26 protein-coding genes and 1 pseudogene are annotated in these 24767 nt (G+C 55.3%); 8 read left to right on the top strand and 19 right to left on the bottom strand.

Annotated elements, in window-relative coordinates; translation table 11 throughout:
* Positions 1-53 precede the first annotated feature (53 nt).
* Complete coding sequence (locus tag FC18_RS05640) at positions 54-506, top strand: universal stress protein (RefSeq protein ID WP_054678296.1); 453 nt, start codon at positions 54-56, stop codon at positions 504-506.
* 69 nt (positions 507-575) lie between these two features.
* Here FC18_RS05640 and FC18_RS05635 read toward each other — a convergent pair whose 3' ends face one another.
* Entirely contained in the window at positions 576-1733 is a 1158-nt protein-coding gene (locus tag FC18_RS05635; RefSeq protein WP_054678298.1) for a GGDEF domain-containing protein, read from the bottom strand.
* Positions 1734-1940: 207 nt separating this feature from the next.
* On the bottom strand, positions 1941-2753 hold the full coding sequence (locus FC18_RS05630; RefSeq protein ID WP_054678300.1) for a Cof-type HAD-IIB family hydrolase: 813 nt from the start codon (positions 2751-2753) through the stop codon (positions 1941-1943).
* A 230-nt stretch (positions 2754-2983) separates the two neighbouring features.
* Here FC18_RS05630 and FC18_RS05625 point away from each other — a divergent pair, with 230 nt between their 5' ends.
* From FC18_RS05625 to FC18_RS05615, 3 genes and pseudogenes are all read left to right on the top strand, one after another.
* The gene (locus FC18_RS05625; RefSeq protein WP_054678302.1) at positions 2984-3364 is read left to right on the top strand and encodes a MerR family transcriptional regulator; all 381 of its coding nucleotides are present in this window, start codon (positions 2984-2986) and stop codon (positions 3362-3364) included.
* A gap of 16 nt (positions 3365-3380) precedes the next feature.
* Positions 3381-4539, top strand: a pseudogene (locus tag FC18_RS05620) (MalY/PatB family protein).
* Between the two features lie 79 nt (positions 4540-4618).
* Positions 4619-5476, top strand: coding sequence for a DUF3737 family protein (locus tag FC18_RS05615; protein WP_082620473.1), 858 nt, complete (start codon positions 4619-4621; stop codon positions 5474-5476).
* A gap of 3 nt (positions 5477-5479) precedes the next feature.
* On the opposite strand, the gene FC18_RS05610 is transcribed toward FC18_RS05615, so the two are convergent.
* From FC18_RS05610 to FC18_RS05590, 5 genes are all read right to left on the bottom strand, one after another.
* Positions 5480-6097, bottom strand: coding sequence for a LysE/ArgO family amino acid transporter (locus FC18_RS05610; protein WP_054678303.1), 618 nt, complete (start codon positions 6095-6097; stop codon positions 5480-5482).
* Between the two features lie 717 nt (positions 6098-6814).
* Positions 6815-7225 (bottom strand): peptide deformylase, encoded by a 411-nt coding sequence (locus FC18_RS05605; RefSeq protein WP_054678307.1) that lies wholly within the window; start codon positions 7223-7225, stop codon positions 6815-6817.
* 13 nt (positions 7226-7238) lie between these two features.
* Complete coding sequence (locus FC18_RS05600; RefSeq protein WP_054678309.1) at positions 7239-7886, bottom strand: DNA alkylation repair protein; 648 nt, start codon at positions 7884-7886, stop codon at positions 7239-7241.
* Positions 7879-9540: a YfhO family protein gene (locus FC18_RS05595; RefSeq protein ID WP_056975690.1), complete on the bottom strand. Its 1662-nt coding sequence runs from the start codon at positions 9538-9540 to the stop codon at positions 7879-7881. The genes FC18_RS05600 and FC18_RS05595 overlap by 8 nt, the downstream gene beginning before the upstream one ends.
* Before the next feature lie 96 nt (positions 9541-9636).
* Positions 9637-11397 carry a 1-deoxy-D-xylulose-5-phosphate synthase gene (locus FC18_RS05590; protein WP_054678313.1) on the bottom strand — a complete coding sequence of 587 codons (1761 nt, stop codon included), beginning with the start codon at positions 11395-11397 and terminating at the stop codon, positions 9637-9639.
* A gap of 214 nt (positions 11398-11611) precedes the next feature.
* Here FC18_RS05590 and FC18_RS05585 point away from each other — a divergent pair, with 214 nt between their 5' ends.
* Both FC18_RS05585 and FC18_RS05580 read left to right on the top strand, forming a co-directional pair.
* Positions 11612-12082 (top strand): MarR family winged helix-turn-helix transcriptional regulator, encoded by a 471-nt coding sequence (locus FC18_RS05585; protein WP_054678316.1) that lies wholly within the window; start codon positions 11612-11614, stop codon positions 12080-12082.
* Positions 12072-13454 (top strand): DHA2 family efflux MFS transporter permease subunit, encoded by a 1383-nt coding sequence (locus FC18_RS05580; RefSeq protein WP_420806085.1) that lies wholly within the window; start codon positions 12072-12074, stop codon positions 13452-13454. Before FC18_RS05585 ends, FC18_RS05580 begins: the two co-directional genes overlap by 11 nt.
* Positions 13455-13525: 71 nt before the next feature.
* Here FC18_RS05580 and FC18_RS05575 read toward each other — a convergent pair whose 3' ends face one another.
* From FC18_RS05575 to FC18_RS05565, 3 genes are all read right to left on the bottom strand, one after another.
* Positions 13526-14413 (bottom strand): GNAT family N-acetyltransferase, encoded by an 888-nt coding sequence (locus tag FC18_RS05575; RefSeq protein WP_054678318.1) that lies wholly within the window; start codon positions 14411-14413, stop codon positions 13526-13528.
* Positions 14414-14415: 2 nt separating this feature from the next.
* Positions 14416-15198, bottom strand: a complete 783-nt coding sequence (locus tag FC18_RS05570) for a DUF2785 domain-containing protein (RefSeq protein ID WP_054678320.1) — start codon at positions 15196-15198, stop codon at positions 14416-14418.
* A gap of 66 nt (positions 15199-15264) precedes the next feature.
* The gene (locus tag FC18_RS05565; RefSeq protein WP_054678322.1) at positions 15265-15666 is read right to left on the bottom strand and encodes a MarR family winged helix-turn-helix transcriptional regulator; all 402 of its coding nucleotides are present in this window, start codon (positions 15664-15666) and stop codon (positions 15265-15267) included.
* Positions 15667-15821: 155 nt separating this feature from the next.
* Here FC18_RS05565 and FC18_RS05560 point away from each other — a divergent pair, with 155 nt between their 5' ends.
* Positions 15822-16541 carry an alanyl-tRNA editing protein gene (locus FC18_RS05560; RefSeq protein WP_054678324.1) on the top strand — a complete coding sequence of 240 codons (720 nt, stop codon included), beginning with the start codon at positions 15822-15824 and terminating at the stop codon, positions 16539-16541.
* A gap of 67 nt (positions 16542-16608) precedes the next feature.
* Positions 16609-16815 (top strand): hypothetical protein, encoded by a 207-nt coding sequence (locus FC18_RS05555; protein ID WP_054678326.1) that lies wholly within the window; start codon positions 16609-16611, stop codon positions 16813-16815.
* Positions 16816-16904: 89 nt separating this feature from the next.
* Here the strand turns inward: FC18_RS05555 and FC18_RS05550 are convergent, their stop codons facing one another.
* The 9 genes from FC18_RS05550 to FC18_RS05510 form a co-directional block, all read right to left on the bottom strand.
* Complete coding sequence (locus tag FC18_RS05550; RefSeq protein WP_054678327.1) at positions 16905-17774, bottom strand: metallophosphoesterase family protein; 870 nt, start codon at positions 17772-17774, stop codon at positions 16905-16907.
* Positions 17775-17851: 77 nt separating this feature from the next.
* The gene (locus FC18_RS05545) at positions 17852-18499 is read right to left on the bottom strand and encodes a histidine phosphatase family protein (protein WP_162207911.1); all 648 of its coding nucleotides are present in this window, start codon (positions 18497-18499) and stop codon (positions 17852-17854) included.
* Positions 18500-18614: 115 nt separating this feature from the next.
* Complete coding sequence (locus FC18_RS05540) at positions 18615-19193, bottom strand: hypothetical protein (RefSeq protein ID WP_054678332.1); 579 nt, start codon at positions 19191-19193, stop codon at positions 18615-18617.
* A 15-nt stretch (positions 19194-19208) separates the two neighbouring features.
* Positions 19209-20129 carry an ROK family protein gene (locus FC18_RS05535; protein WP_056975686.1) on the bottom strand — a complete coding sequence of 307 codons (921 nt, stop codon included), beginning with the start codon at positions 20127-20129 and terminating at the stop codon, positions 19209-19211.
* A 93-nt stretch (positions 20130-20222) separates the two neighbouring features.
* Positions 20223-20798, bottom strand: coding sequence for a hypothetical protein (locus tag FC18_RS05530; RefSeq protein ID WP_054678337.1), 576 nt, complete (start codon positions 20796-20798; stop codon positions 20223-20225).
* 84 nt (positions 20799-20882) lie between these two features.
* Complete coding sequence (locus tag FC18_RS05525; protein ID WP_054678339.1) at positions 20883-21215, bottom strand: PTS lactose/cellobiose transporter subunit IIA; 333 nt, start codon at positions 21213-21215, stop codon at positions 20883-20885.
* A gap of 28 nt (positions 21216-21243) precedes the next feature.
* The gene (locus FC18_RS05520; RefSeq protein WP_054678341.1) at positions 21244-21552 is read right to left on the bottom strand and encodes a PTS sugar transporter subunit IIB; all 309 of its coding nucleotides are present in this window, start codon (positions 21550-21552) and stop codon (positions 21244-21246) included.
* A gap of 32 nt (positions 21553-21584) precedes the next feature.
* The gene (locus FC18_RS05515; protein ID WP_054678343.1) at positions 21585-23045 is read right to left on the bottom strand and encodes a 6-phospho-beta-glucosidase; all 1461 of its coding nucleotides are present in this window, start codon (positions 23043-23045) and stop codon (positions 21585-21587) included.
* 136 nt (positions 23046-23181) lie between these two features.
* Positions 23182-24516, bottom strand: a complete 1335-nt coding sequence (locus tag FC18_RS05510) for a PTS sugar transporter subunit IIC (RefSeq protein WP_054678390.1) — start codon at positions 24514-24516, stop codon at positions 23182-23184.
* Between the last annotated feature and the right edge of the window lie 251 nt (positions 24517-24767).

Here is a 24767-nt window from a genome sequence, read left to right as displayed (position 1 = left end):
TTTCCAGTCCGCAACGTGCTACAATTTAAGTATACACAAGGAGGGTTTTGCCCATGACCGATATACCAATTAAACCTAAGCCGGATTATACCCACATTCTCGTCGGTGTTGACCGCGATGACGACGCGCAAAAAGCGTTCGCATACGCCCTGCGCCGTGCCGTTCGGGACGACGCCAAGCTGACCATCGTGTCGGTGCTGGAGACCAGCTCGTTCAACATCTACGAATCAATGAGTAAGGGCCACATCGAGCGCGAACGGATGGAACTGAGCCACCAGATTGCCAATTACGTGCAGATGGCCAAGGACGCGGGCGTGCAGGAAGTCGACAGCATCGTCGGCGAAGGTGATCCCGACGACGTGATTCTGGAGGACGTCATCCCCCGCATCAAGCCCGACCTACTCATCATCGGCGCCGAAACCAAGCAGGGCATGGCCCGCCACTTCGGTTCCAACGCCAACAAGATTGCGAAGTACGCACCAATCTCGGTCATGATTGTGCGCTAAATTTACGCAAAGAAACACCCCGAGACAGCGGCTATTCGTGTGCCGCTGCTTCGGGGTGTTTTGTCTGTCTTAATCTGCGTCTGGTGCCAGCGAAATCAAGTTCCGGCCGCTGCGTTTGGACATGTAGAGGTTCTTATCCGCCGCCTTGTAGACGTCGTGGTGCGTGTAATCATCCGGAAGCACCCGCGCCTGGCCAATCGAGCAGGTCAAGCGGATGTCCGCGTCGATATCGCCAAAGCGCAACCGGGCTAGCCGCCGCTGGAAGTCCTTCGCAATCGCCCGCGCCCGTTGTGTCGAGATCTCGGCATCCACAATCAGCGCGAACTCCTCACCACCAAGCCGGTACGCCGTCGCCCCCTCGGTAGTTTCCGCCGCCCAGCCAGTCAATTCGTCCGCGATGGCCCGCAGCACCTCATTGCCCGTCAGGTGGTCGTAGGTGTCATTGATGCGCTTGAACAAATCCAGGTCGACTTCAAACACGGAGTACTCACCAATATCGCCCTGTTTGTAGGCGGCGAAGTGCTGCATCAAATCATTGGTGAACGAGCTGTAATTCAGGAGGCCCGTCAACCCGTCGATGGTCGCCTGCTCCTTCACGCGCTCTGCGTGCTTGATTACGTCGCCCATTGCGTAACTGTATTCCAGCATGACGATGCCAACGATTGCTAGTCCGCCGATTTGCCGGGCCCAAAACCACGCATCAAGGCCCCCGTAATTGCCCATCTGGTAAACCATCGTGGTCGCCGCTGCGCCCAATGCCGCGAGCATCCCGTAGTTCAGTACGCGGCGGCGCAGTATTCGGCGGGCATTACGGTAGGCGCAGAACATCAGCGCAATCGTGCACAGACAGGCACTGACCCCCAGCACGGTGAATTGCGTGGTGAACAACACGTAATAGGCCGCAACCAGAACCGTTTCAAGTAACACCTGACTAAGCCGGACTTCCTGCATAATGAGGAAGTACAGCGCCAGAATAATCATGTTCAAGAACGTCCAGTGGTACCCGAACTGACTATGATCAAAATATGTATTGTTCAATGACTCCAAAAATAGGTACGACAAATAAGCGAAACTAATCACCAATGTCAGCACGCGCCGGTGCGCAATCACAAACTGATTGTTGGAATTGTTGTTAATCCAATAAAAGAAGGACATCGCACCCACTGCCACAATTCCGTTGGTCAGTAGCGCAAGAATAAATGAAAATAAAATGCGATTAATCGCCATGGCTTCCCCCGCCGTTACCTTGTAAAAAAGCGCTACACTCCCATGTACCGTCTTACAACTAATACTTCAATGATAGCAAAAATCGAATATATTGATAATGTTTATTTTACATTTGCCCGCGACCTGACAAAAAAATAAGGCTCAAAAATGAGCCTTATTCAAGAACTAACCATGCTTAAACTGATATTACGTTGGCTACCCAAAGTGCTATGCCGGCTGTGTTTCTGGCCGCAACAACTTCTCGATGTAGTCGAGCACACCCTGTTTATTATTGTTAGCAACCACATGATCAGCAATCGCCAGCACTTCAGGATCGGAGTTGGCCACGGCCACACCCTCACCCGCATACTTGAGCATTTCGATGTCATTGCCGCCGTTGCCGAACGTCACCATGTTCTGGGCGTCCACATCCAGCACCGCCCCGAGCTCCGCGAGTCCCCGGGCCTTATGGATGCCGGGCTGAATGATGTCAATGTCGCCGTGACCACTAGAGGTCGGGACGGCGAATCCGGCAAAACGATTCGCGTACGTCGCCACGTAATTCTTGGTTTCGTCGCCCGGACAGTGCGTAGAGAACTTCAATATCTCATCATCAATGTCGGCCGGGCTGTCAATCAGCTGCAGCCGGTGGTAGTAATGCTTCGTGTCGTTAATGTAATCCACGCTGGCGGTCCGCAAAACGTACGCCGACTTGGCTCCACACGCGGTCCATTCCACCGCAGAGTAATCAATTAATGCATCAATAATCCGCAATGCGTCATCGTGGGGGAAGGCGGACTGGAAGTACACCTGCTCGTTGTCCCGCACGAGCGCCCCATTTTCAGACAAATAGATAGTATCCGGAAAGTTCTTGAAGAATGATTTTAGCTGGAAGTACTGGTTACCACTGGCGACTACGAACCGAAAACCATGGCGCACCATCCGTTCATGAAGGCGCGCGAACCGGTCGCGGTCATAATCCATCGCGTCGTTCAGGAAGGTCCCGTCCATGTCCGTTGCGATTATTTTTTGTTCATGCATACTGACAATCCCCACAATCAAAAATGTTAACGTTTACATCTAGCTATTGTAGCATTAAATTTGCCGCCGTGACAATTTGCCGCCGCAAAAATGCCACGTTCCGCGCAGAAAAACAGCCGGGGGTCACACAGCCGCCAGAAAAAAAGGTACATTTAACGCAAAGTGCTTGCCTTGAAGTCCGCTCCAAGGTTTATGCTAAGTTTAACCACCAATACGAAGGAGCTGAGTTCATGAACATCAAGGAAGTTTCTGAGCAACTACACATCTCAACCGACACCATCCGTTACTGGGAACGCGTCGGGGTCGTGCCGCACATCCACCGCAACGCTTCCGGCTACCGGGACTTCACCGACAGCGACATCGACTGGTGCAGCTTCGCCCAGTGTATGCGCAACGCTGGCGTCAGCATCGAATGCCTCATCGAGTACATCGAGCTATACCAGCAGGGGCCGCAGACCAGCGGCGCCCGCAAAGCGCTGCTGACCGATCAGCTCGCCACGATTGAACAGCGCATGAACGAGATTCAGGACACTTACGCCCGACTCAAGGTGAAGATTGACCACTACGACGAGCACGATTACCTCAACCCGTTCAAGCACACCGCTAAGTAAACGAAAGGACAACGTAATGTACGATTTTGAAAACACGATTGACCGCCGCCATACCGATTCCATCAAGTGGTCCGGCGCCGCGACCGACTTACCCATGTGGATTGCCGACATGGACTTCAAGACGGCCCCCGAGATTCAACAGGCAATGCGGGCTAAAATTGACCAGGGCATCTTTGGCTATGAAGAACCCCACGCCGATTACTTCAACGCCGTTGCCGACTGGTACGCCACTGAACACAACGCCCGCCCCGACACCGACTGGATGATCTTCACCACCGGTGTCATCCCCGCCATCTCCGCAACCGTCCGCCGCGTCAGCAACGTCGGCGACAACGTGGTGGTGACCGCCCCCCGTCTACAACATGTTCTACAACTCAATCGAAAACAGCGGCCGGCACACGCTTAGTTCCGACCTCCTGTACGATCGGGAAACAGGTCACTACCAGATTGATTTCACCGACCTGGAAAAGAAGCTCGCGAACCCGCTGGCCACGATGATGATTCTGTGCAACCCGCACAACCCCATCGGCCGGATTTGGACCCGCGCCGAGCTCGTCAAGATTGCGACGTTGTGCCGCGACAACGGGGTCACTTTGCTGAGTGACGAAATTCACGGGGATTTACGTCTCACCGATACCGACTACACGCCGATGTTCAGTCTGCCCGCTGACCTGATTCAAAACCTCATCGTCTGTGTCTCCCCCAGCAAGACCTTCAACGTGGCGGCCATGCACGCGGCGACGGTCATCGTGCCGAACGCCCACCTGCGGGCCATCGTTAATCGCGGGGTGAACACGGACGAGGTCGCTGAACCCAACTTACTGGCCATCCCCGGCACCATCGCGGCGTACACTAAGGGCCACCAGTGGCTCGCCGAGCTGCGCAGCCACCTGCAGCATAACTACCAGCTGGTCGCGGACTTCTGCGCGCGCCCGGACATCAAACTGCGCCTCGTGCCCGCTGATGCGACCTACCTGCTCTGGCTCGATGCTGGCGATATCAGCCACGACTCTGGTGCCCTTGCTGATGCGATTCACGCTAAAACCGGCCTTCAGCTATCCGCCGGCAACGTCTACCGCGGTAACGGCAACGACTTCCTGCGCATGAACATCGCCTGCCCCGAAGCCATGTTGCGTGACGGTCTGGACCGTTTGGCTCGCGCACTAACCGCATAATTTACCGCAAAAAAGTACACAAATGCTTGGTGTATTTGTGTACCCCAAAATACTATTGACACTCTGAAAGGAGCTTAACTTGACCAACTACAATGAGCAACTATTCACCGGCGAACGTGCCCTCTTCATGGAACACGACGCCCACATCACTAACTCCACCTTCGACGCGGGTGAATCACCGCTGAAGGAAAGCCAAAACATCGAACTCGACCGGAGCATCTTCAAGTGGAAGTACCCACTCTGGTACAGCAACCACGTGCAGGTCAAGAACTCCATTTTTGAAACCATGTCGCGTTCTGGCATCTGGTACACGAGCGACATCACCATCAAAGACAGCACCATTCAGGCACCCAAGCAGTTCCGCCGCAGCAACCACATCGTCCTGACCAACGTACACTTCGCCGACGCCGAGGAGACCCTGTGGAACTGCGGTGACATCACCTTGGATCACGTGCAGGCAACCGGCGATTACTTCGGCATGAATAGCCACGACATCAAAATCGACCACCTCGATTTAGTCGGCAACTACGCCTTCGATGGTGGCCGCAACATCGAGGTGCACAACTCCCGCATCGTGACCAAGGACGCCTTCTGGAACTGCGAGAACGTCACGATTTACGACTCTACCATCAGTGGTGAGTACCTGGCGTGGAACACGAAGAACCTGCGCCTCGTGAACTGCACCATCGAAAGTGACCAGGGCCTGTGCTACATCGACGGACTCACGATGGAGAACTGCCAGCTACTGAATACCGACCTGGCCTTCGAGTACTGCCAGAACATTAATGCGACCATCAGCACGCACATCGACAGCGTCAAGAACCCCATTTCTGGGACAATTACCGCCCCATCAATTGGCCAGGTGATCCAGGATGACCCGGCAATCGACACGAGTGCCGTCACCATCAATACGACTGATTACGCCCAAGCTGGATAAAGGCTAAATAATTGCCTGAAGCACTTGGAAGATGAGCACGCAGCCGTAGCCGGTGACGATGGCCCCGGACACGATGTTGACCCACATCAGTAGCTTCTTCGGCAGCCGGTCCTTAAGCAGACCGAGCACGATGGTGATCCCGAAGAACCACAGTGCCGTCGAAGTGATGACCCCCAGTAAGAACGGCGCCACCTGCCAGTTCGCCAGCGTCCCACGCAGGGCGCCAAGCATCAGGCTGGTGTCGATGATGGCTTGCGGGTTGGCAAAGGCGACGACCCAGGCACCAACGAATGCGGCTTTCATCGTCGTTTCGTCGTGCTCACTGCCAATCACCGCTGCCTTCGCGCCCCGAATGATATTGACCCCAATCCACACAACGATTGCGCCGCCGATAGCCATGATAATCAGGCGCGCGGTGTCGTTGGCCGCAATCAGTGCGCCCATGCCGAGGAACGCGATGACGGTCAGGGTCGTGTCGGCAATCCACACAAACAGGGCGTAGACGAGTGAATGCCGCAGCTTATTACCTAGCGCGTTGTTGAAGACAAATAGGTTCTGCATCCCAATTGACGTAACTAGAGCAATACTGATAAGCATGCCCCGAAGATATACTGCTAACATGTTTTCCCCCTATCGCCGCACGGAGATATGTATTGCATCATAAACAAAAAAACAGGCAACCACGCATGTCATCTTCTGACGGAAAACTCCGCCATGCCTACGATAACATGTGTGATTGCCTATTTGCGTGCACCCGACGATGCGCGCCCGTACGGCTATTTCTATAGTTATAGGGTACTTAATTAACGGTTAAAATGCAAGTTGGGTTCAGCAATTTTTGCGGCCAGACAACTTGGCGTAAATGATACGTTCAGCCAAGACCGAGAACTTTAAAAATGATACAAGCTTTTAATAACATCAGGCCTTGGTGTCTTGTTATAATAATTCCGTCACTACGTCCCCTTGGGTTACCAACGAAGGGAAGTGATCTCTTTGAACTCTTTTGATTCGGATGTTGTTGCCCCGCTTGTGGTTGGCGTATTTCTAGCATTGCTAGCATACGTACTCGACGACCTGCACAAGCGTAAGTAGTGATTATCGTCAAAGGCACAACGAGTCCTCGTTCCGGCAGGCAGCGGGGACTCTTTTTTATGAAAAAACCGCCCCAAAAGCTGGCAGGCTCGGGCGGTTAATCAGCAATCTCTTTGAATCCTTTGATTGACTACAGTCTAACACATTTTACAATAGTTGCAACTCACGCTGCACACATCATGTCCAATATGCCGACTTCGTTAATTAATTATTTAATAACACAAGCAAACCAATCGCCCACATGTCTTAAATCATAATCCCCGCACAGTGATCCATCTCGTGCTGCACAATCTGGGCGGTGAAGTCGCTAAATACCTGCTCATGTGCCACCAGATTCTGGTCCAAAAATCGGACCTTAATCTGCTTGAAGCGTTTAGTGCTGCGCTCACCGTCTAGGGACAGGCACCCTTCCTGCGTGCGGTAGGGGTGCGCCTTGCTGATCAACTCCGGGTTAACCATGATGTACGGGATGGGGCCGATTTGCACCACGATGATACTCTTATTCACGCCAATCATATTGGCTGCCATCCCCACGCACCGGTCTGCATTGGCACGCAAGGTGTCCTGCAAGTCGACCATGACCTGCTTGTCGGCAGCCGTCGCTTTATCTGCGACCTGGCTCAGTAATAACGGGTTACGGTTAATTGCACGTTGCATGTTCGTCTTCCTTTCATTTGACCAAATACTTGCTGCCCTCACGCACGGCCAGTTTGCTTAAATCCGGGCGCGATGCGATGAATGCCGCCACCCACGCCGCGTCAGTCTTACTGTACTGCCGCAGCGCCCAACCAATGGCCTTTTGGATGAAAAATTCATCGGTGTGCAGGTCATAATCAATGGCCCGGGTGAGCAACTCCGTGTTCGTCGCACCTTTGCTGGCCAGTTGCAGCGTGATGGCGACCCGCCGCATCCAGAAATTTTCGTGCTCGGCAAACATGGCGTACACGTCCGGCAAACTCGCCGGGTGCAAGTTCACGTAGTCGCCAAAAATCGGGCGCAGGGCGTCAACTGTGTCCCACCAGCTTTTTTGCATCACGTACTGGCTCAACGTCGCAAGTTCACGTTGCCCGTAACTGTGCACGTGCGCGCGGGCCAGTTCAATTGCGGCGTACTGATATTCACGCTGCGGCCGGCCGTACAACTCCGCCACGGCTGCCATGACGTGCGAGTTCGCCCAGTTCTTGCTGACTGCCAGCAGCGGCTTGGTCTTCGCCCGCCGCACCGGCGTTTTCAGGCCCAGGAACGGGAACTGATTCAACATGTACTTGGCCATCGGCGCCTGATTGGCGGGGTTAGCTGGCAATTGAAAATCAAGCATGTCTTTGCCTCCTGAACCAAATTCTACCGGCGACTAATACCAGGACTGTGAGTCCGGAAATCAGCTCGCTGGCATGCTGCAGGAACGTACCGGCGTATCGCAACGTCACGGTGTGGTGCTGCTTGGCGGTTACCTTAACTGCCACCAATCCGTGGTCATTCTGTACCTTAACGTTAGTGCCCGCACTGCGCGCCACGTAGCCTTTGTAATAGAACTTCGGCAGCACCACGAGGCCTGCCCCGCTGCGAGTGCGCTCTAGGGTATAGGTCACTGTACCGTGCTTTGTTTTGACCGCCACGCCACGGCCGATTACCCGCTTACTCTTTAGCGCCGATTCGGTCAGGGACACAGCATCACTGGCATCGCTGTAGTCATGAATGCTGGCGGGCAAGAATTCGCTGCCGCCACCCACGGCGTTCGGCGCGAGCTTGGCCACGTTCTTGTCGGTGACAATCAGCGGGTTACTCTGACTGCTAAAGGCGTACTGAACGGAGTAGTTAAAGGTTACGGCCAGCAGCGTCGCCACGACTGCCACCAGGCGGCCGTGTTTCGGCGCCACGAGAGCGACCAACAGCGCAACGCCCAGGGCAACGAACGCAAGCAGGCGCCACTCGAACTGGATGGTTGCCAGCGGCGAATTTTTCACTACCGACCACAGCAGCAAGTTACTCGACAAGACGAATAACGTGCCCGTGATAATCGCCGTCGTGCGCACCGCCCCACTCTGGTGCTTGTACGTAAAGAACGCGATGCCAAGGGCGATGACGGCAATCGGCCCCGCGTTCGGCCCGAGGTTGCCCCACACGCCGCTGGCGTTACTCAAGCTGTTCATGAGCAGCTGACCGAACGAGTAATCCAGTCCGTTACTCCACAGCGAACTGGGCTGCATGAAGTAGAAGCGCTGACTGGCCGCCTGTTCCAGCATCGGTAGCGCGACAAATAGCGACAGCAGAATCGCGAGCACCGCCGATTTGACCTGGCGCCCAAACGCCGCGCGCGTTAATTTGCGCCGCAGTAGCAGCCACACATCGAGACAAATTAAGATGATAACCGCCAAGAATGCGGACAGCGGGTGCACGATGAACGTGAGCGCCATGCCGATGCCCAGCACGCGCCACTTCTTTTGCGCCACCGTTTCGTACACACCCAAGGCGATGAGCGGCAGGAAGATGAAGGCGATGGTTTCCCCCAGCGCCCCGCGCACGTACATGTCAATTAGGCGGTACGTGTTGGTCACATACAGCGCCGCAAACACGAAGGATTGACGTGGCGCAAAGACGCGCCGGCCGCACCAGTAAGCCGTCAGCGCCGTCAGCACACTGATGCCCGCCAGATACAGATTGTATGGCACGACAAAGCCGCCGAGCAGTGCCTTAAGGACCACAAACGGCAGCAGCGCCAGCGAGTTATAGAACATATCCGCCGCGTACCCGAAGCCCCCGGCCATCGTTGCCAACACGCGGGGCACTAAGGTATGCTCGTGCACCACCGCCGTGTAGTACGCGAGCAGTCGCGCTTTGTGGAACAGGAAGTCATCCTGGTTATAGATTTGCTGTTGCCAAATAAAGGGCGCACTAACCACGAGCCCGAGCAGAATCAGGAGCACGGGGTAGAAATATTTGTGCTTGGCTAGATCTCGCAACTTTGCGCGCATATTGTCCTCACTTGGTAAACCGGTTTAGTCCAACTATACGACGGCAAAAGAAAACGGGCAACGAAATCAACACATCGTTACCCGTTTATCCATAATTTAATCCAGCACGTCCTCAATCGCGACCGTCGCCGTCTCTGGTGTCAACTTGTACTCGTCCATCAGTTCCGCGCGGGTCTGCTTGTGGTCAAACCGCCGCTTGGCACCAAGATTCAGGGTGCGCACATTCGTGGGGCCAAAGAAACGGCTGACTTTCTCACCGAAGCCCCCAACTACGCTGTCCTCTTCGAAGGTCACCACCAGCTCGTGGTTCGCCAGTAAGTGTGCGAGTTCATCCTGGTCAACCAGCGCGTCAACTCGGCGTGGATCCACGATGGTCGCCGTAATGTTACGGTCGGCCTGGAGCTTAGCCGCGACCTGCTTGGCCAGCGGCAACATCGAGCCAATTGCCAGCAGTGCGACGTCATGGCCCGGCTGCAGTTCACGCATGCGGTCGGGATCAAAGTCAGTCGGCGCAACGGACTTGTCCGCGGGGCCACCCGGCAAGCGAATTGCCACGGGGCCATCATTTTGGTGCAGCGCCCAGCGAACCGCGGCCGTCAGTTCACCCGCATCGGCCGGCACGAGCACAGTCATGCCCGGAATGTTCGTGAGCATAGCCAAATCAAAGGTACTCTGGTGCGTCGGGTCGCCGCCCGTAACGTGCCCACCGCTGTAGACGATGACTGCTGGCAACTTGTTTACGCCCAGGTCATGGGACAACTGGTCGTACGCCCGCTGCAGGAACGTCGTATTTTCAAACGCCACCGGACGTGCACCTTGTTGGGCGAGCCCCGCCGCGAAGGTAATGGACTGCTGCTCGGCGATACCCACGTCATGGTAGCGGTCCGGGTGCTTGGCCGCGAACTTCTTCAGGTGGAAACCGCCCGGAATGGCCGCGTTAATAGCCACAACCGGTGCGCCCGCCGCGATTTCAGCATCCAATTCGTCGAGCACCACATCGCTGTAGGTCTTCGCGGTGTTCGGGTGCCGCGCTGCCCCAGTCTCGATATCAAAGGCAGCGTGCCAGTGGAACGCCTCTTCATTCGCAAGCGCCGGTGCATAGCCCAGGCCCTTAATCGTGTGCACGTGCACCACGATTGGGTGGTCAATGTCGTGCACCTGGGTGAAGGCCGCGAGCAGCGTTGGAATGTCGTTACCGCCCTCGACGTACATATAATCTAGACCCAGCGCCTTGAACAGGTTGTTTGGCGACTTGCCGTTCGTTGCCCGCAGCTGCGCAAGGCCCTTGTATAAGCCCCCATGGTCTTCAGCAATGCTCATCTCGTTATCGTTCACCACGATAATCAGATTGGAATTCAGCATCGCGGCGTTACTCAGCGCCTCGTATGCTAAGCCCCCGCTCAAGGCGCCATCACCAATGACGGCGATGACGTTCTCACTACCCCCGCGCAAATCGCGTGCTGCCGCCATCCCGTCAGCCAGACCGATGGACGTGGAGGTATGGCCGATGTTGAAGTAATCGTGCTTGCTTTCAGTTGGATCAGTGTACGGCCCGACGTCGTGGAAGTGCTCAGGCGAAAGCCAGGCTTCCTTCCGGCCCGTCAAAATTTTATGCGTGTAAGCCTGGTGCGAAACGTCCCACACGATGTGGTCCACCGGTGAGTTGAACACCGTGTGCAGCGCGATGGTCAGTTCGACCACCCCGAGGTTCGGGCCCACGTGACCACCGGTAATGCTGAGTTTGTTAATCAGCAGCGGCCGAATTTCGTTCGCCAATTCGGTTAATTCTTCAGCACTGAATTGATTCAAATCTGCGGGGCCGTTCACGCGGTCCAAGATTGGTGTATTTGACGCCATGATTTTTGCCTCCGTTTTATGCTCACTATCCGGGCGCATTTTTTACTCTACAATAGTAAGTATACGCCGAAAAGTAACGGGGGCTGCGTGGCAAAACGGGATAAATGTCCCCACTGATGCAAACACTTTGCGGGCTGCATTTGACATTCAACCAATTTAGTCTATGATAGATTATTGTTAGCTTGCTAACAAATATGCAAAGGGGCTTCTGCACATGGAAGAAATTTTCGGCCGTATCATTAATCAGGCATCCCACCAAATGGGACGGGCCATGGATGCTTATGCGCACCAATTGGGTATCACCGGCATGCAGTTATCCGTCATCGACTACATTGCCACCGTCGACTTCGCACCGATTCAACACGACGTCGAGCTCGAGTTCAACATTCAGCGCGCAACCGCCACGGTGCTCTTGCAACGTATGGAACGCGACGCAATCATCGTAAGGCTGCCATCGCCAACCGACGCCCGCCAAAAATTGATTAAGCTCACGGACCACGGACAAGCGCTCGCCCGCGACGCCGCGCAGTACATCGGTGCCCAGCAACAAGCAATGCACGACCACTTTTCTCCGGCCGAAATCGCCACGTTCAAAGAAGTGCTCACCTACTTCAAGGATTTGAGCAACCAGCACCACCAAGACAGTGCCATCATTAGGAGTAAAAAAATTGACCATCAAAACTAATACCACCATCCCCGGCCGGGTATACGGCGCCATCATCGCCACCGGCCTCATGTCCTTCTGCGGGGTCATCGTGGAAACCGCGATGAACATCACCTTCCCCACGCTCATGCACGAATTCAGCGTCGGGACGAACACCGTGCAGTGGATGACCACCATTTATCTATTAATCGTTGCCAGCATCGTGCCGCTTTCCGCCTACTTCAAGCGCCGATTCAAGACCCGCAACCTATTCTTAACTGCCAACCTACTCTTCATCATCGGACTGCTGCTGGACCTCACCGCACCAGTCTTCCCGCTCATGCTCCTTGGGCGGGCCGTGCAGGGTGTCGGGACCGGCATTGCGCTGCCACTGATGTTCAACATTATTTTGGAACAAGTACCCGCAGCTAAAATCGGCATGATGATGGGGGTCGGCACGCTAATCACCGCCGTTGCCCCCGCCATCGGCCCCACGTTCGGCGGCCTAGTCGTGTCGAACATGAGCTGGCGTTACATTTTCGTCTTCCTCCTGCCCCTAATGGTGATCTCCCTCATCACCGGCTGGCTGTGCATTCAGCAAAAAACGCCGACGGAAGCCGTTAAGAGTGACCCACTCAGCATCATTCTCGTTATCGTTGCCTTCGCTGGTCTCGTCTTCGGTTCCAGCAGTATCAGTAGCAGTTCCTTCTTCAGCCTGCAGGTGCTCGGTGCGCTTGTACTTGGTGCCTTTGCCCTTGCTGGCTTCAGCTGGCGGCAGTTGCGTCTGAGCACACCGATTATCGATATCCGCGTGCTGGGCAACAAACAATTCAGTGGTCACGTCCTCGCGTTCTTCTTGATTCAGATGACCGCGCTGGGGTTGTCGTTCATCCTGCCCAATTACGTGCAGCTCGTGAATAGCGGCAGCGCACTGCAGGCCGGACTGCTGGTGCTACCTGGTGCGGCGCTGGGTGCGCTGCTCGCCCCATTTTCCGGCCGGATTCTAGACCGCATCGGGGCACGCACGCCCATCTTAATCGGGATAGCCTTAGCAACAATCGCCTTATTCATCTACGTCGGCCTGAGCCAACACATCTCGAACTTCATGATTACCGGCGTCTACCTCATCTACATGCTGGGGATTGGCCTCGGGTTCGGGAACGTCATGACCCACTCACTCCAGCAGCTTGATCAAATGCACCAGACCACCGGGAACGCCATCATGAACACGATTCAACAGTTCGCCGGTGCCCTGGGGACAGCGCTGACCGCAACGCTGATTGCAGCTGGGCAAAACGGCCACAGCACCGCGATTGGGACCGCAATCGGGGCCCACAACGCACTAATTATGCTCGCAGTCATCCTATGCTGCGCACTAATCACCTTGACCCTGCTCTTGCGGCGGCACGAATAATAAAAAAGTCGACCACACTTAACGGTGTTGGCCGACTTTTTTGCTTACCTAACAATTATCTGCTACATGCTTTAGGCTTCATTAGGATATAGATACTTAACGACCGTCTGCTGCTGGAACCCAGCCTTCAGGTACACGTGGTGCGCCACCGCGTTGCTGGCCTCCACAGCCAGCCGCAATGGCAAAGGCTTCTCGCTAGCCAGCTGCGCCATAATGGCCTTGACCATCGCCGTCCCGATGCCGCGTCCGCGTGCTGCCTTGGTCACGAACAGACCGAAGAAATAATAGCTCTCGCTCGTGTCAATCGCGCAGTATCCCAGCTGCTTGCCGGCCGCATCGGTCAGCACAAACTGGCGGTCATCCGCATCATCGAGGCTCGACTGCAGGTACGTCCGGCCGCTGGTTTCGTCGTCATCGAAGGCTTCCATGTAACTCGGTAATAACGCATCAATGTCCGCCTGCACCATGGGCCGCAGCTGCAACGATTCTGGCAACTGATAGTCGGCGTGCGTGCCCGCGGCAGCAGACAGCTGGTACTCATTTTCAGCTTCCGCAACGTGCAGGCCCGTCCGCGCCAAAAAGTCAGGGTGTGCCTGCAAGAAAATGTCTTCAGTCACAAAGTAATCAGCGGTGTACCCGTACTGCCGCATCTCCGCGCGCGCCGCCTTGATCAGCGCCGTGGCGACACCCTGCTGGCGAAATGCGGGCGCGACAATCACGGACAGCTCGGCATCATCATCTTCCGGTGCTGAATCCGCGTAGTTCTGCAGCACCCCAACAAGTTCGCCGTCGCTGTAGGCCAAAAACAAGGCCTTCATCTCCGGGTTGCGGTTGAACTGGTTGTACATGTAGATATCTTTAAAAGTGTGGTCGTGCACATGCACAGCGCGTTCTAACGCCAGTGCCGCCGCCATTTGTTCTTTGGTCAATGCCGTTGTGGCCGTAATTGTAATTGTCATGCTTACCCCCAAATCCCATCCTGGATTGTCGTGCGTAATTCGTCTGTTAACGCGTTGTCCGTCGCCAGCACCACGTACAAGTGCGTAATCAGTTGCTGCACCCCGTAGCTGCCAAAATGGTGGGCGTCATCCCGCAGCTGGGGTTGCATAGTTTTTAGCCACTGCGCCACCGCCGTTTGCGTGAGCTGTTTGTTTTGCAACGCCAAGTAAAGCACCATCGCCAGCCGGGCCGGTTCGCCATCGCCAAATGCCGTTTGGGCACCTAGGAAAATATCCGTGAACAGCGGCAGAATCTGGCTGGCAGCATTCGCCGGATAACTGGTGCACATCCCCAGGTAATCCGCACCGTGGGCCAGGGCGTGCACCCAGCCCAACTGCAGATCATACCCGCGCCGGTCGGTTTCTGCGCGCAGGTATTCTGGGGCCCGCGTTAACAGATACTCTAGCTGGGCAGGGGTCAGAAAATCTGCGTAATCGTGCAAGTTTGCATCCAGCAGCACCACATTCAACAGCGCGGCAAACGTGCGCGTAACCGTCACGTCACCGTTATGCTTGATATCCGTCATGACCAGGTCGTGATCAACTGAATACGTCGCAAACGTCTGCATCTGGGCGCGCGTAAAGGCGTGTTTTTCCACCCCCGCACACAAGGTTTCGTATACCAGGCCGTCGCGCACTGCCGGATTCGGGTCCCCAATGTGTGCACATAACCAGGCTACTTCAGCATCCGTGTACGCTTTAGGCTGTGCCAACTTCGCGCGCAATACCTGCTCCATGTCTCCCATTGTTATTCCTCCGCGTAATATTTGCTCCTAGTATGCACCAGTACCCGCGCCTAGGAAAGCTGTATTTTAGCCCGGCAACTTCTGCAGCAGGTGCCACAGCTGCGTGCGTTCGTCACCGCTCAAGTTCGCGAGCAATTGATCCGAACTGAATTGCTCGTATGCGTGCAACTCCGGGTAGATGTCCAGCGCCTTCTGCTCCGGAAAAACCCGGCGCAGGCGCTTATCTTTTGCGTCATCTTCTAGCCGCAAATACCCCTGCGTTACCAATTTTTTGACCGTGCGAAACGCCGTCGTCCGGTCAATCTGCACATTATCGGCGAGTTCACCAAGGAACATCCCCGGCTCTTCACACGTCCGAATCACGTAGATGAACGCGTTGTTGCCCAGACCATAATGCCGGAACGTGGCGTTACTATCGATTTGAATGGTGCGGGTAATCGCACCAATTTTGCGAATAATATCAAACATTGTGCAGCCTCCAAGATCTGGTTGTGGAAATTATCTAAGTTTAAAATAGCAAATTGTCGTTGCATTTGCAATCAGATGGTGATATTCTCGAACACGTTAATTGCAAATGCAATGATATTTTTTGCACAGGTGCAAATTTACGGAGGAAGCTTACCATGACCACTGAACAATATCTAATCGACCAGAACCAAACCGAACTGACCACCACCGTCACCAGCACGAGCGGCCTCGACGTAACGTTCGCCGCCACCATCATTTATCCTGGTGGCGGCGGCCAGCCAATGGATTGTGCCACCGTCACGCAGGGTAACGCGACCCTGGCCGTCACGCACGCCACCCGCACCGCAGACACAATCACGTACACGTTGGCCCAGCCTCTGCCAACGGCCAACATACCCGTCGTGCAAAACGTTGACGCCGCAACGCGCCACCGCAACATGCGTTACCACACGCTCCTCCACCTCATCGCGGGCACCGCAGCGAACACATGGGGCTGCCGAGTCACGAGTAACCAGATTCTGGCCGATCACGCCCGGATTGAACTGCTGTTCCCAACAGTCGCAGCCAAGGCAGCGTTCAACGCCGCGGACTTCACCCAAACTTTGCAACAAGCAATCACCGCCGCACACCCGGTCACAGCGCGCATTGTCGACCGGGCAGCCATCGCGCACGAGTCGGAAAAAGTCCGGACGCTAATCAGTCTGATCCCCGCAGACGTCACCCAGGTCCGGCTCGTCAAGATTGCCGGCGTCGACGAAGAAGCCTGCGCCGGGACTCACGTCGCCAGCACACGGGACATCGGCCACGGCCTTACCCTAACCAGCAAAAGCAAGGGGCCCCTGAAGCTGCGGCTCAAAGTGGTGCTCGACGCCTAAGTTAATTTGGGCCGGCCACCAAATTGCGCTATACTAACTGCAATACATAGCCCATTGGAGGTCCCCCATGAAAAACCAAATCTACTGGATTATTGGCCGTTACATCGTCACCGAATTCTTCGTCATCTTCCTGCTCTCGTGGTCCGGCTTCAGCGGTACCCAGCTGGTTGAGGCCGGCATCCTTGCAGCAATCATCGTGGCCTGCTTCATGGTGATTCCGCAATTGTTGTGGATGCGGCACAAGGCACGTAAAGCAGCTAAACAGAAGGCATAACGGCAAAAACCCGGATTACTCTCAGCGCGAGAATAATCCGGGTTTTTTGCTACTATGATTGGCACGGGCTAATTTAAACATTCCCCAACCTATTGCTCCACGTACCGCGCGACTTCCGCTACGTACCCGTGCGCCCCCGCATACGCCGCGAGGACCGGTCGGTTGTGTGTGTAGCCCACGCCCGCCAGAATTTGGTCGGAATAGAGGTCAAAGTACGGCAGCTTGCGGACCCGCGCCCGTTCCAGTTCGGCATCCTTGTCGTATTCCACCTTGCGCAGATCGACATTCGTCACCCGGCTACCGGCAACGGTAATCAGGGCGTACATCGCGCGCAGGTCATGCTGCACCTTGCCGGGATTGGTGAAGGCCATCCCCACCGTCCCCGGATTCACAATCAGCTGCCCGTCGCTGCCGTAGCGCATCAGCTGCCGGTGTGTGTGCCCGTACAGCGCAACGTCGATCTCCGATGTGAGCAGGCGGTCGAAGTTCGCCTGCTGCTCGGTGGGAATCAGCTCCTGCCCGTAATTTTTGTCCGGCAAGTTATGGGACAAGCGAAAAGTCAGACCACCGATGTGGTGCGTCACGGTCAGCGGCATATCGGCGAGGCGCTGGTAGGTGGTTGCGTCCAGAAACTGGTCCTGGTACATGGCGTGGCGGGTGAAATAGAGCCGCTGCGGGTCGGTCACGTCCAAGTTCTTGGCGTGGCCATTCACCAGCAGGTCCTCCCAGTTACCACGGGGCCAGGTGGTAATGCCTAAATCTGCCAGTAGCGCCAAAATATCGGTGCTCCCGGGACCCGGCAACAAGACATCCCCCAGGAACCAGAAGTCCGTCGCCTTGTGCCGCTTGGCGTCCGCGACGACCGCTCGCAGCGCCGTGTAATTCCCGTGCACATCCGCCAACACCGCAATCTTGTGCGGCGCGAAGGAATCAGTCTCTATGTCTGCTTTTGAACTCATCACCGTCCACCTCCGTTAACAATATTCTACAAAAAATGGGCGGCAGAACCAACCTTACTGTCCTGCCGCCCATCACGTTATTCAAACAGTTCTTTTTCCACAGCAGTCAACTCAGCGAACCGGTCGGCCGTAACGTTCCACGCCCGCTTGGTCCACTGGCCCGCGTGATAGTCCAGCACGGTGACACTAGAATTGTCCACCTGCCCGGAATCGCGTGCGTGGTCGAGGTCAACGCCCGTCAGCACGTTCGCCAGCACCGTGGTGACAATCCCGTGACTGACCACCAGTACCTTGCCGGTTTCCGGCACGCTCTCAGCCGCATCGACTAGCGCCGCCCCGGCCCGCTTGACCAGTGACTGGTAGCTCTCCGCGTGCACGGCCTGGTAGTCCCATTCGAGCAAGTGGTGCCGGTAGTTAATGAACTGCTGGTCAGTCGCCAGGTTGCCCAGCGGCCCGCCATCCCAATCACCCAGCGCCATCTCACGCAGCCGGGGATCGATGGTGAACGCCTTGTCCGGTCCCGCCACGATTTGTTCCGTCGTGATGGCCCGGTGCAGCGGCGACACGAATATCCGGTCAAAATGCTCATTTTGCAGCAGTTTGTGCAGTGCCTGCGCACCCGCTTCGCCCTTCGCCGTCAGCGGACTGTCCACCCCGCCGCCATTAAACCGGCCTTCAGCGTTAATTTGCGTTTCTCCGTGCCGCACCATGTAAACTAGTGTCAAAACCGCCATCCCCTTTTACTCTCTACAAATAAGTTTATGCCACCACCGGCCAACTAGCAACACTGCAGGCCGGACACTAAAGCCCAGAATGACCTGGCCATTCTGGGCTTACATCCTACACGCGTAAGTTGGACGCGAAGTTATTATCCAAAAACGCCAGCTCAGTTCCGGCGACCATGCTGCCATACCCACGCTTGTTGATGGCGTCTGCGAAGTCGTATTCACTGCCAGCGAACTCGGTGTCCGCAATGCCGAGCACGTCAACCACCGGCAGGTCCGCCGCGTGGTTCAGCAGGTAATGCCCCGCCTTGCCGCCACTCACCCGCAGATACAGGTCATCGCGCGCCGACACCACGTGCAACACGGTGTCATACGTTGGCCCTTGATTAGCATACCGCGGCGTGATGATCTGGCTGTTGACCTTGGCCAGGAACACGTCCACCCGCGTCGGGGCGTAGGTGACCCGTTCCTTGCCGTTTTCGCTGAGCACAATTAACCCATCGTTAGCAGTCGCGACCACATTGTGCCGCAGTTTTTCAATCATCTTCACGAAAGTACCTTCCTTGGGGAACTTCTCGCCGTCAACCTGCAATGTGTCGCAAACCAGCACCCGTCCGTTCAGCAGCAAGAGCTCACCATCCTTAGGCACCCCGTGAAATGCGGCCTTAGTTAATGCCTGTTCAACCTTCTTCATTCTTGCCGCCTCCACTTACAGTAAGGGGTACACCGCACCAACGAGGCCCGCATCGTTGCGCAGCCCTGCGACTGCAACCTTGCCGAGCACCCGCTTTTCAATCCGGTGCAGGCTTTCGTGCCGCTGCATGAACTCATTGAGCCGCGCCTTGAGGTCCGCCATGAACTGATCATTCGCGCTAATCCCGCCACCGACCAGAATCAGTTCGGGGTCGTAGTTCGCGTATGTGTTCAGCAACATCACCGTGACGTCGTCGAGAAAATCGCTGTAAATGGCCGCCGCCACGGGGTCGCCCGCATGCGCATCGGCGATAATCACCCGCGCGTCCGTGACGGAGACGTCATCTGGCCGCGCCTGCTTCAGGGACAAGTTGTACCGGCGCACCAGTCCCATGACGGTCGCCGCGTTGAAGTTCAGCGACAAGTCCTCGAGGGGCACGGTGCGATCCACCGTGTGGGTCACGTTCCAGCCGAACTCACCGGCCATCCCGTGGGCGCCGCGGTAAACCTGCCCGTTGATGACAATCCCGCCACCAATGCCGGTGCCCAAAACGATGCAGATGTAATCATCTACGCCGCGGGCCGCACCCAGCCAGCGCTCGGCAATCGCGGCGGCGTTCGCATCGTTCTCCACGTGCACCGGCAAGTTCGTCGCATCCCGCAACGTCTGTCCGAGCGGAAATTCGTAAAATTCATCCAGGGCGCCACCGGTAATCATGTAGCCATCGTGGTCCACAATCCCGGGGACGGACACGCCAATGCCGAAAATATCGTAATCTGCTTGGTACGTGTGCACCACGTCCAGCAAGTGCGCAACGTTGGTTTCCCGATCCGGTGCCGTGGCAACGTGCCCACGCGCAACAACCGTGCCGTCACCATTCACGACCCCATACTTAATGCTAGTACCACCTATGTCAAAAGATACATATGACTTCATAGAGCTCAACTCCTTTGTCCCGCCTAATTAACAAAAGAAGGACGCATTACCCCTGCGTCCTCCCTTGCGTTCATTTATTGTTGTGCATTCAACCTAAACCCGCTTCGTTTTGAGCGGGGCCGGTTTCTTGTCCGGGTGCACGGAAGTAATCGAGTTCCGCAAACCGATGAACAAGCCCCACAGACTAGCTGCGACCAATGCAATACTGCCAGCAACAAAGAGTGCGCGGATAGGCAACGTTCCCATGAACCCCCCGGAATGTGCGAGTGCTGCTTGCACCGTGAACAGCATGAGGCCCATGAACAGGCCGATGCCGCCCTTCCACTCTTGCCGTGCACCATGATCGAGCATGTATACGTGGAACTGCTCCTCCGCTTCCGGATTCGACTGCAGCCGGGGAACACGGTTGCCCTTGGTGTACAGAACGTTGTAGTAGAGCTCGCGGGAAAGCTGCACGGTGACGACCTGGTCGGCCTGATCAACCGCATCATAGCGGTCCTTGGTCAGACGCAGGTACGCCTGAAAGTGCTCGTCCCCCCGCACGGTCCGGTTAACAAACTTATACCGCGCACCACGAATCCGGGTGAGCATCCGGCCGCGTGCCGCCTGCTTCTGCAAGAAAGCTTCCTCACTTGCCAGGTTGTTTCTTAAAAAATGGTATATCAACATTTGTCTACCTCCGCGGGCACCCGCGCTAAGGGCTTGGGCGCCGTTGCTGCCTTGCTACATGTTCCTACTTACCAAAGCGCGCTGTTACTTACCGTCTTCAGCCAAACGCTTGTACAGATCCACAATCTCACCGGCCAAATCACGGAACGTAATCGCCGTCATCAAGTGGTCCTGTGAGTGCACGGTCAGTAACCCGACGTGTGCGTGCTTGCCGTTTGCTTCATCAGTCAGCATCCCCGTTTGCGCATTGTGGGCCGCACTCAGCGCATCATCTGCTTCCTTCAGTTTCGCATCGGCAGTCGCAAAGTCGCCTTCCTTAGCCGCGTAGATAGCTTCAAAAGCCGAGCTCTTCGCGTTCCCGCCGTTCACAATCAGACCCATGATGGTTTCGAGGTCTTGTTCCTGTTCTTCAGCCATAATTATTCTCCCTAATCCAATCTGTGCGTTAGCCGATTAACTTCAGCGCCGCTTCCAGCACATTCTTGCCGTTCATCATCCCGTAGTCCTTCATGTCGATGACGGCAACGGGAATGTCGAGCTTGCTCTCCAGCCCCTTGAACAGGTAACGTACCTGAGGGCCGAGCATCAATACGTCTGGGTGCGACTCGGTCATCTTCTGGTCGACCTGGTCGGCACTGGTAGCGAAAATTTCAACGTCTTCGCCGGCAGCCGCAGCAGCCTTTTGCATCTTGTTCACCAGCAAACTCGTGGACATCCCCGCGTTGCATGCCAGCATAATTGTCTTTTCAGCCATAATAACACCTCATATCTAGAATTACGGTTCGCCTATACCTGATAGTCCGGAACCACGTCAGTTAGGTCTTCACCGTTTGTCTTAATCACATTCTGGAACCAGTAGAAGGAATCCTTCTTGGACCGGGCCAGCGTGCCTTCACCCTTGTCGTTCTTGTCGACGTAGATGAGGCCGTAACGCTTGTCCATCTGCCCCGTCCCGGCGGAAACCAGGTCGATGAAGCCCCACGGTGTGTACCCAATCAGGTCCACGCCGTCGACGTCAACGGCCAGTTCCATCTGCTCAATGTGTTCGCGCATGTAGTTCACGCGGTAGTCATCGTGCACGTGGCCGTCCGCGTCAAGCTTATCGATGGCCCCAAACCCATTCTCCACGATGAACAACGGCAACTTGTAGCGGTCGTTGAACCAGTTCATGGCGTAACGCAGGCCCTGTGGATCAATCTGCCAGCCCCATTCGGACGCTTCCACGGTTGGGTTGCGGACAATATCCTTGTCTTCCTCGTACTTGTAGGAATCCGGTTCGTCGTCCTTGGCCTTAACCGTGTTGGACATGTAGTAGGAGAAGCCGATGTAATCGACCTTCCCCTGCTTGAGCACGTCACGGTCTTCCAGCGTGATGTCAAGGTTGAAGCCGGCCCGTTCCTGATAGCGCGTCAGCCAGGCCGGGTATTCCCCGTTCGCCTGCACGTCTGCGAACCAGTAGCGCGTCTGAATCGCGCGTTCCGCCTTGAAAATATCCGCGGGCCGCGGGGAGATTGGGTAGAGTGGCACCATGGCAATCATGGCCCCAATCTGGAAGTCGGGGTTAATCTGGTGGCCGATTTGGACGGCGAGGGCACTGGCAACGACTTCATAGTGCGCCGCCTGGTACATTACCTTCTCCGCATCCTCACCCGGCTTGACCTTGACGCCAGAGTTGGTGAACAGCGCGAATTCCGTGCCGACGTTCGCCTGGTTGTTGATTTCGTTGAACGTCATCCAGTAACGGACCTTGTTCTTGTACCGCTTGAACACTGTGGTGGCAAAGCGGACGAAGAAATCAATGACTTTGCGACTGCGCCAACCGCCGTATTCCGTCACCAAGTGGTACGGCATCTCGAAGTGGGAGAGCGTAATCACGGGTTCAATCCCGTTCTTCAGCAATTCATCGAACAGGTCGTCATAGAACTGCAGCCCCGCCTCGTTCGGTTCGGTCTCATCACCATTCGGGAAGATGCGGGTCCAAGCAATCGAAGTCCGGAATGCCTTGAGTCCGAGATCTGCGAACAGCTTCACGTCGTCCTTGTAGTGGTGATAAAAATCAATCGCGTCGTGGTTCGGGTAGTTGTACCCGGGTAGTACGCCGTCGGTAATCGTCCGCTCGACGCCGTTCGCCCCCGCAGTCATCACATCGGCAACGCTCACGCCCTTACCGCCTTCTTGCCAACCGCCTTCGAGTTGGTGGGCAGCAACCGCGCCACCCCAGAGAAAATCTTCGCGTAACTTTGCCATTTTTTCTATACCTCATTCATTGCTACTTACAACAACAGGGGCAGTGACACAAGTCAGAGCCCCTGTCATTAACTTTTCACTAGGTTGAATCCTTGAAGTGGGAAATTCAACTAACTTTGTGCAATCTGCATCGATTCTACTTAGCAGCTTCTTCAGCAGCCAGGTTAGCCTGTTCTTCGCTGTAGAGCATCTTGTCGTAGCTACGGACAAATGGCAGGTAAACGAAGAAGGTCATAACCAGCATCAGAGCCTGCCAGATAGCGGTCTTCCAACCACCAACAAGGAAACCAGAGATGATTGGTGGCGTGGTCCAAGGTACGTAAACCCCGTTGAAGAGTGGAATCAAACCAATCTTGATGACGATGTAGGTCAGCCCCATTGAGATCATTGGTGCAGCGATGAATGGGATGAGCATCAGAGGGTTCAGCACGATAGGAACACCGAAGAGAATTGGTTCGTTGATGTTGAAGATCGCAGGTGCGATTTCCAAACCAGCCAAACTCTTGAGCTGTGCGGACTTAGCAAACCAGAGCATGTAGACAACCATCCCGATGGTAATCCCGGCACCAGTAACGGTCCCGAATTGGTCGAGAAGGGCCTGGGTGAACACGTGCCCACCATTAGCCTGGGAAAGGTGACCAGCAGCGAACAGCTTGGCGTTGTCGGTACTGTTGGACAGCAGGATAGCGGTCATGATCCCGGAAACAATGGAGGAACCATGAACACCAAAGAACCAGAGCAAGGAAATCAGCAGTGGCACAATCAGGGCACCGGCGAAGGAGTCGGTAATCCCTTGCAGTGGTGACTGGATAATGTTGTAAATCCACTGAAGCATGGATGTGTGGGCGAAGTGGTCAAAGCCCATGTAGACGAGCATCCAGAATGTTACCAGTGCAGCAGCAGGAATCAAAGCAATGAAGGAGTTAGCAACGTTGCTTGGTACCTGTTCTGGCAACTTAATCGTGATCTTGTTCTTAACGAACCAGGAGTAAACCCACCCAGTTACAAGACCAATAATAATTGCGGCAATCATACCTTTACCGGCAAGCCAGCTTGTGTCGATCCAGCCAGTGATGTGCTGGGTGTTCTGGACAAGGACCTTACCAGTTGGGTCGTTGATGGTAGCGGTTGGCTGGAGCACAACCAGGAAACTGATGAACCCAGTAATCCCGGCTGGCAGCGCGTCGATACCTTCATTACGTGCCCATTCGTACGCAATACCCGTAACGGCGATGATGGACATAACGTTGAACGAGAAGTTAGTGGCTTGGTTGAAGTAAGGAACCAAACCGGTGCTGGTCATCCAGGCAGCCCATGAGGTTACAGGGAGAGAACTCAAGATCAGGAAGACAGACCCGATAATGATGAAGGGAATGGTGTAAATCATCCCGTTCTTCAAAGCAGTAATAATTTTACTGTTCGTGAACTTCATGACCTTGGGTAAAATTTTCTCATTGATGTAATCGTTCATAATTTCACCCATTTCTATCTAGAGCGGAGGTCCGCTCGACTACGGAGTCGAATGAGACAACCCCACCCAACTCGTCAAGCAAAAACTGTACCATTCTTGCTCCCAACAAATTATTCATGACCACCAACCACATCCCCGTAGTTGGCTAGGCCAATATACAAATTGCAGTGCGCATGATTTCGGCCGAAATCGTTGTGATTTCATATCACAAATATACTGTAACCGGTTCCCTAGTTTGTGTATATAGTTTT

The organism is Lacticaseibacillus sharpeae JCM 1186 = DSM 20505 (genome assembly GCF_001436225.1).
In the GTDB taxonomy this organism is placed as follows: domain Bacteria; phylum Bacillota; class Bacilli; order Lactobacillales; family Lactobacillaceae; genus Lacticaseibacillus; species Lacticaseibacillus sharpeae.
Note: the sequence above shows the minus strand (reverse complement) of the source record. Positions and strands in the feature narration are given on the sequence as shown.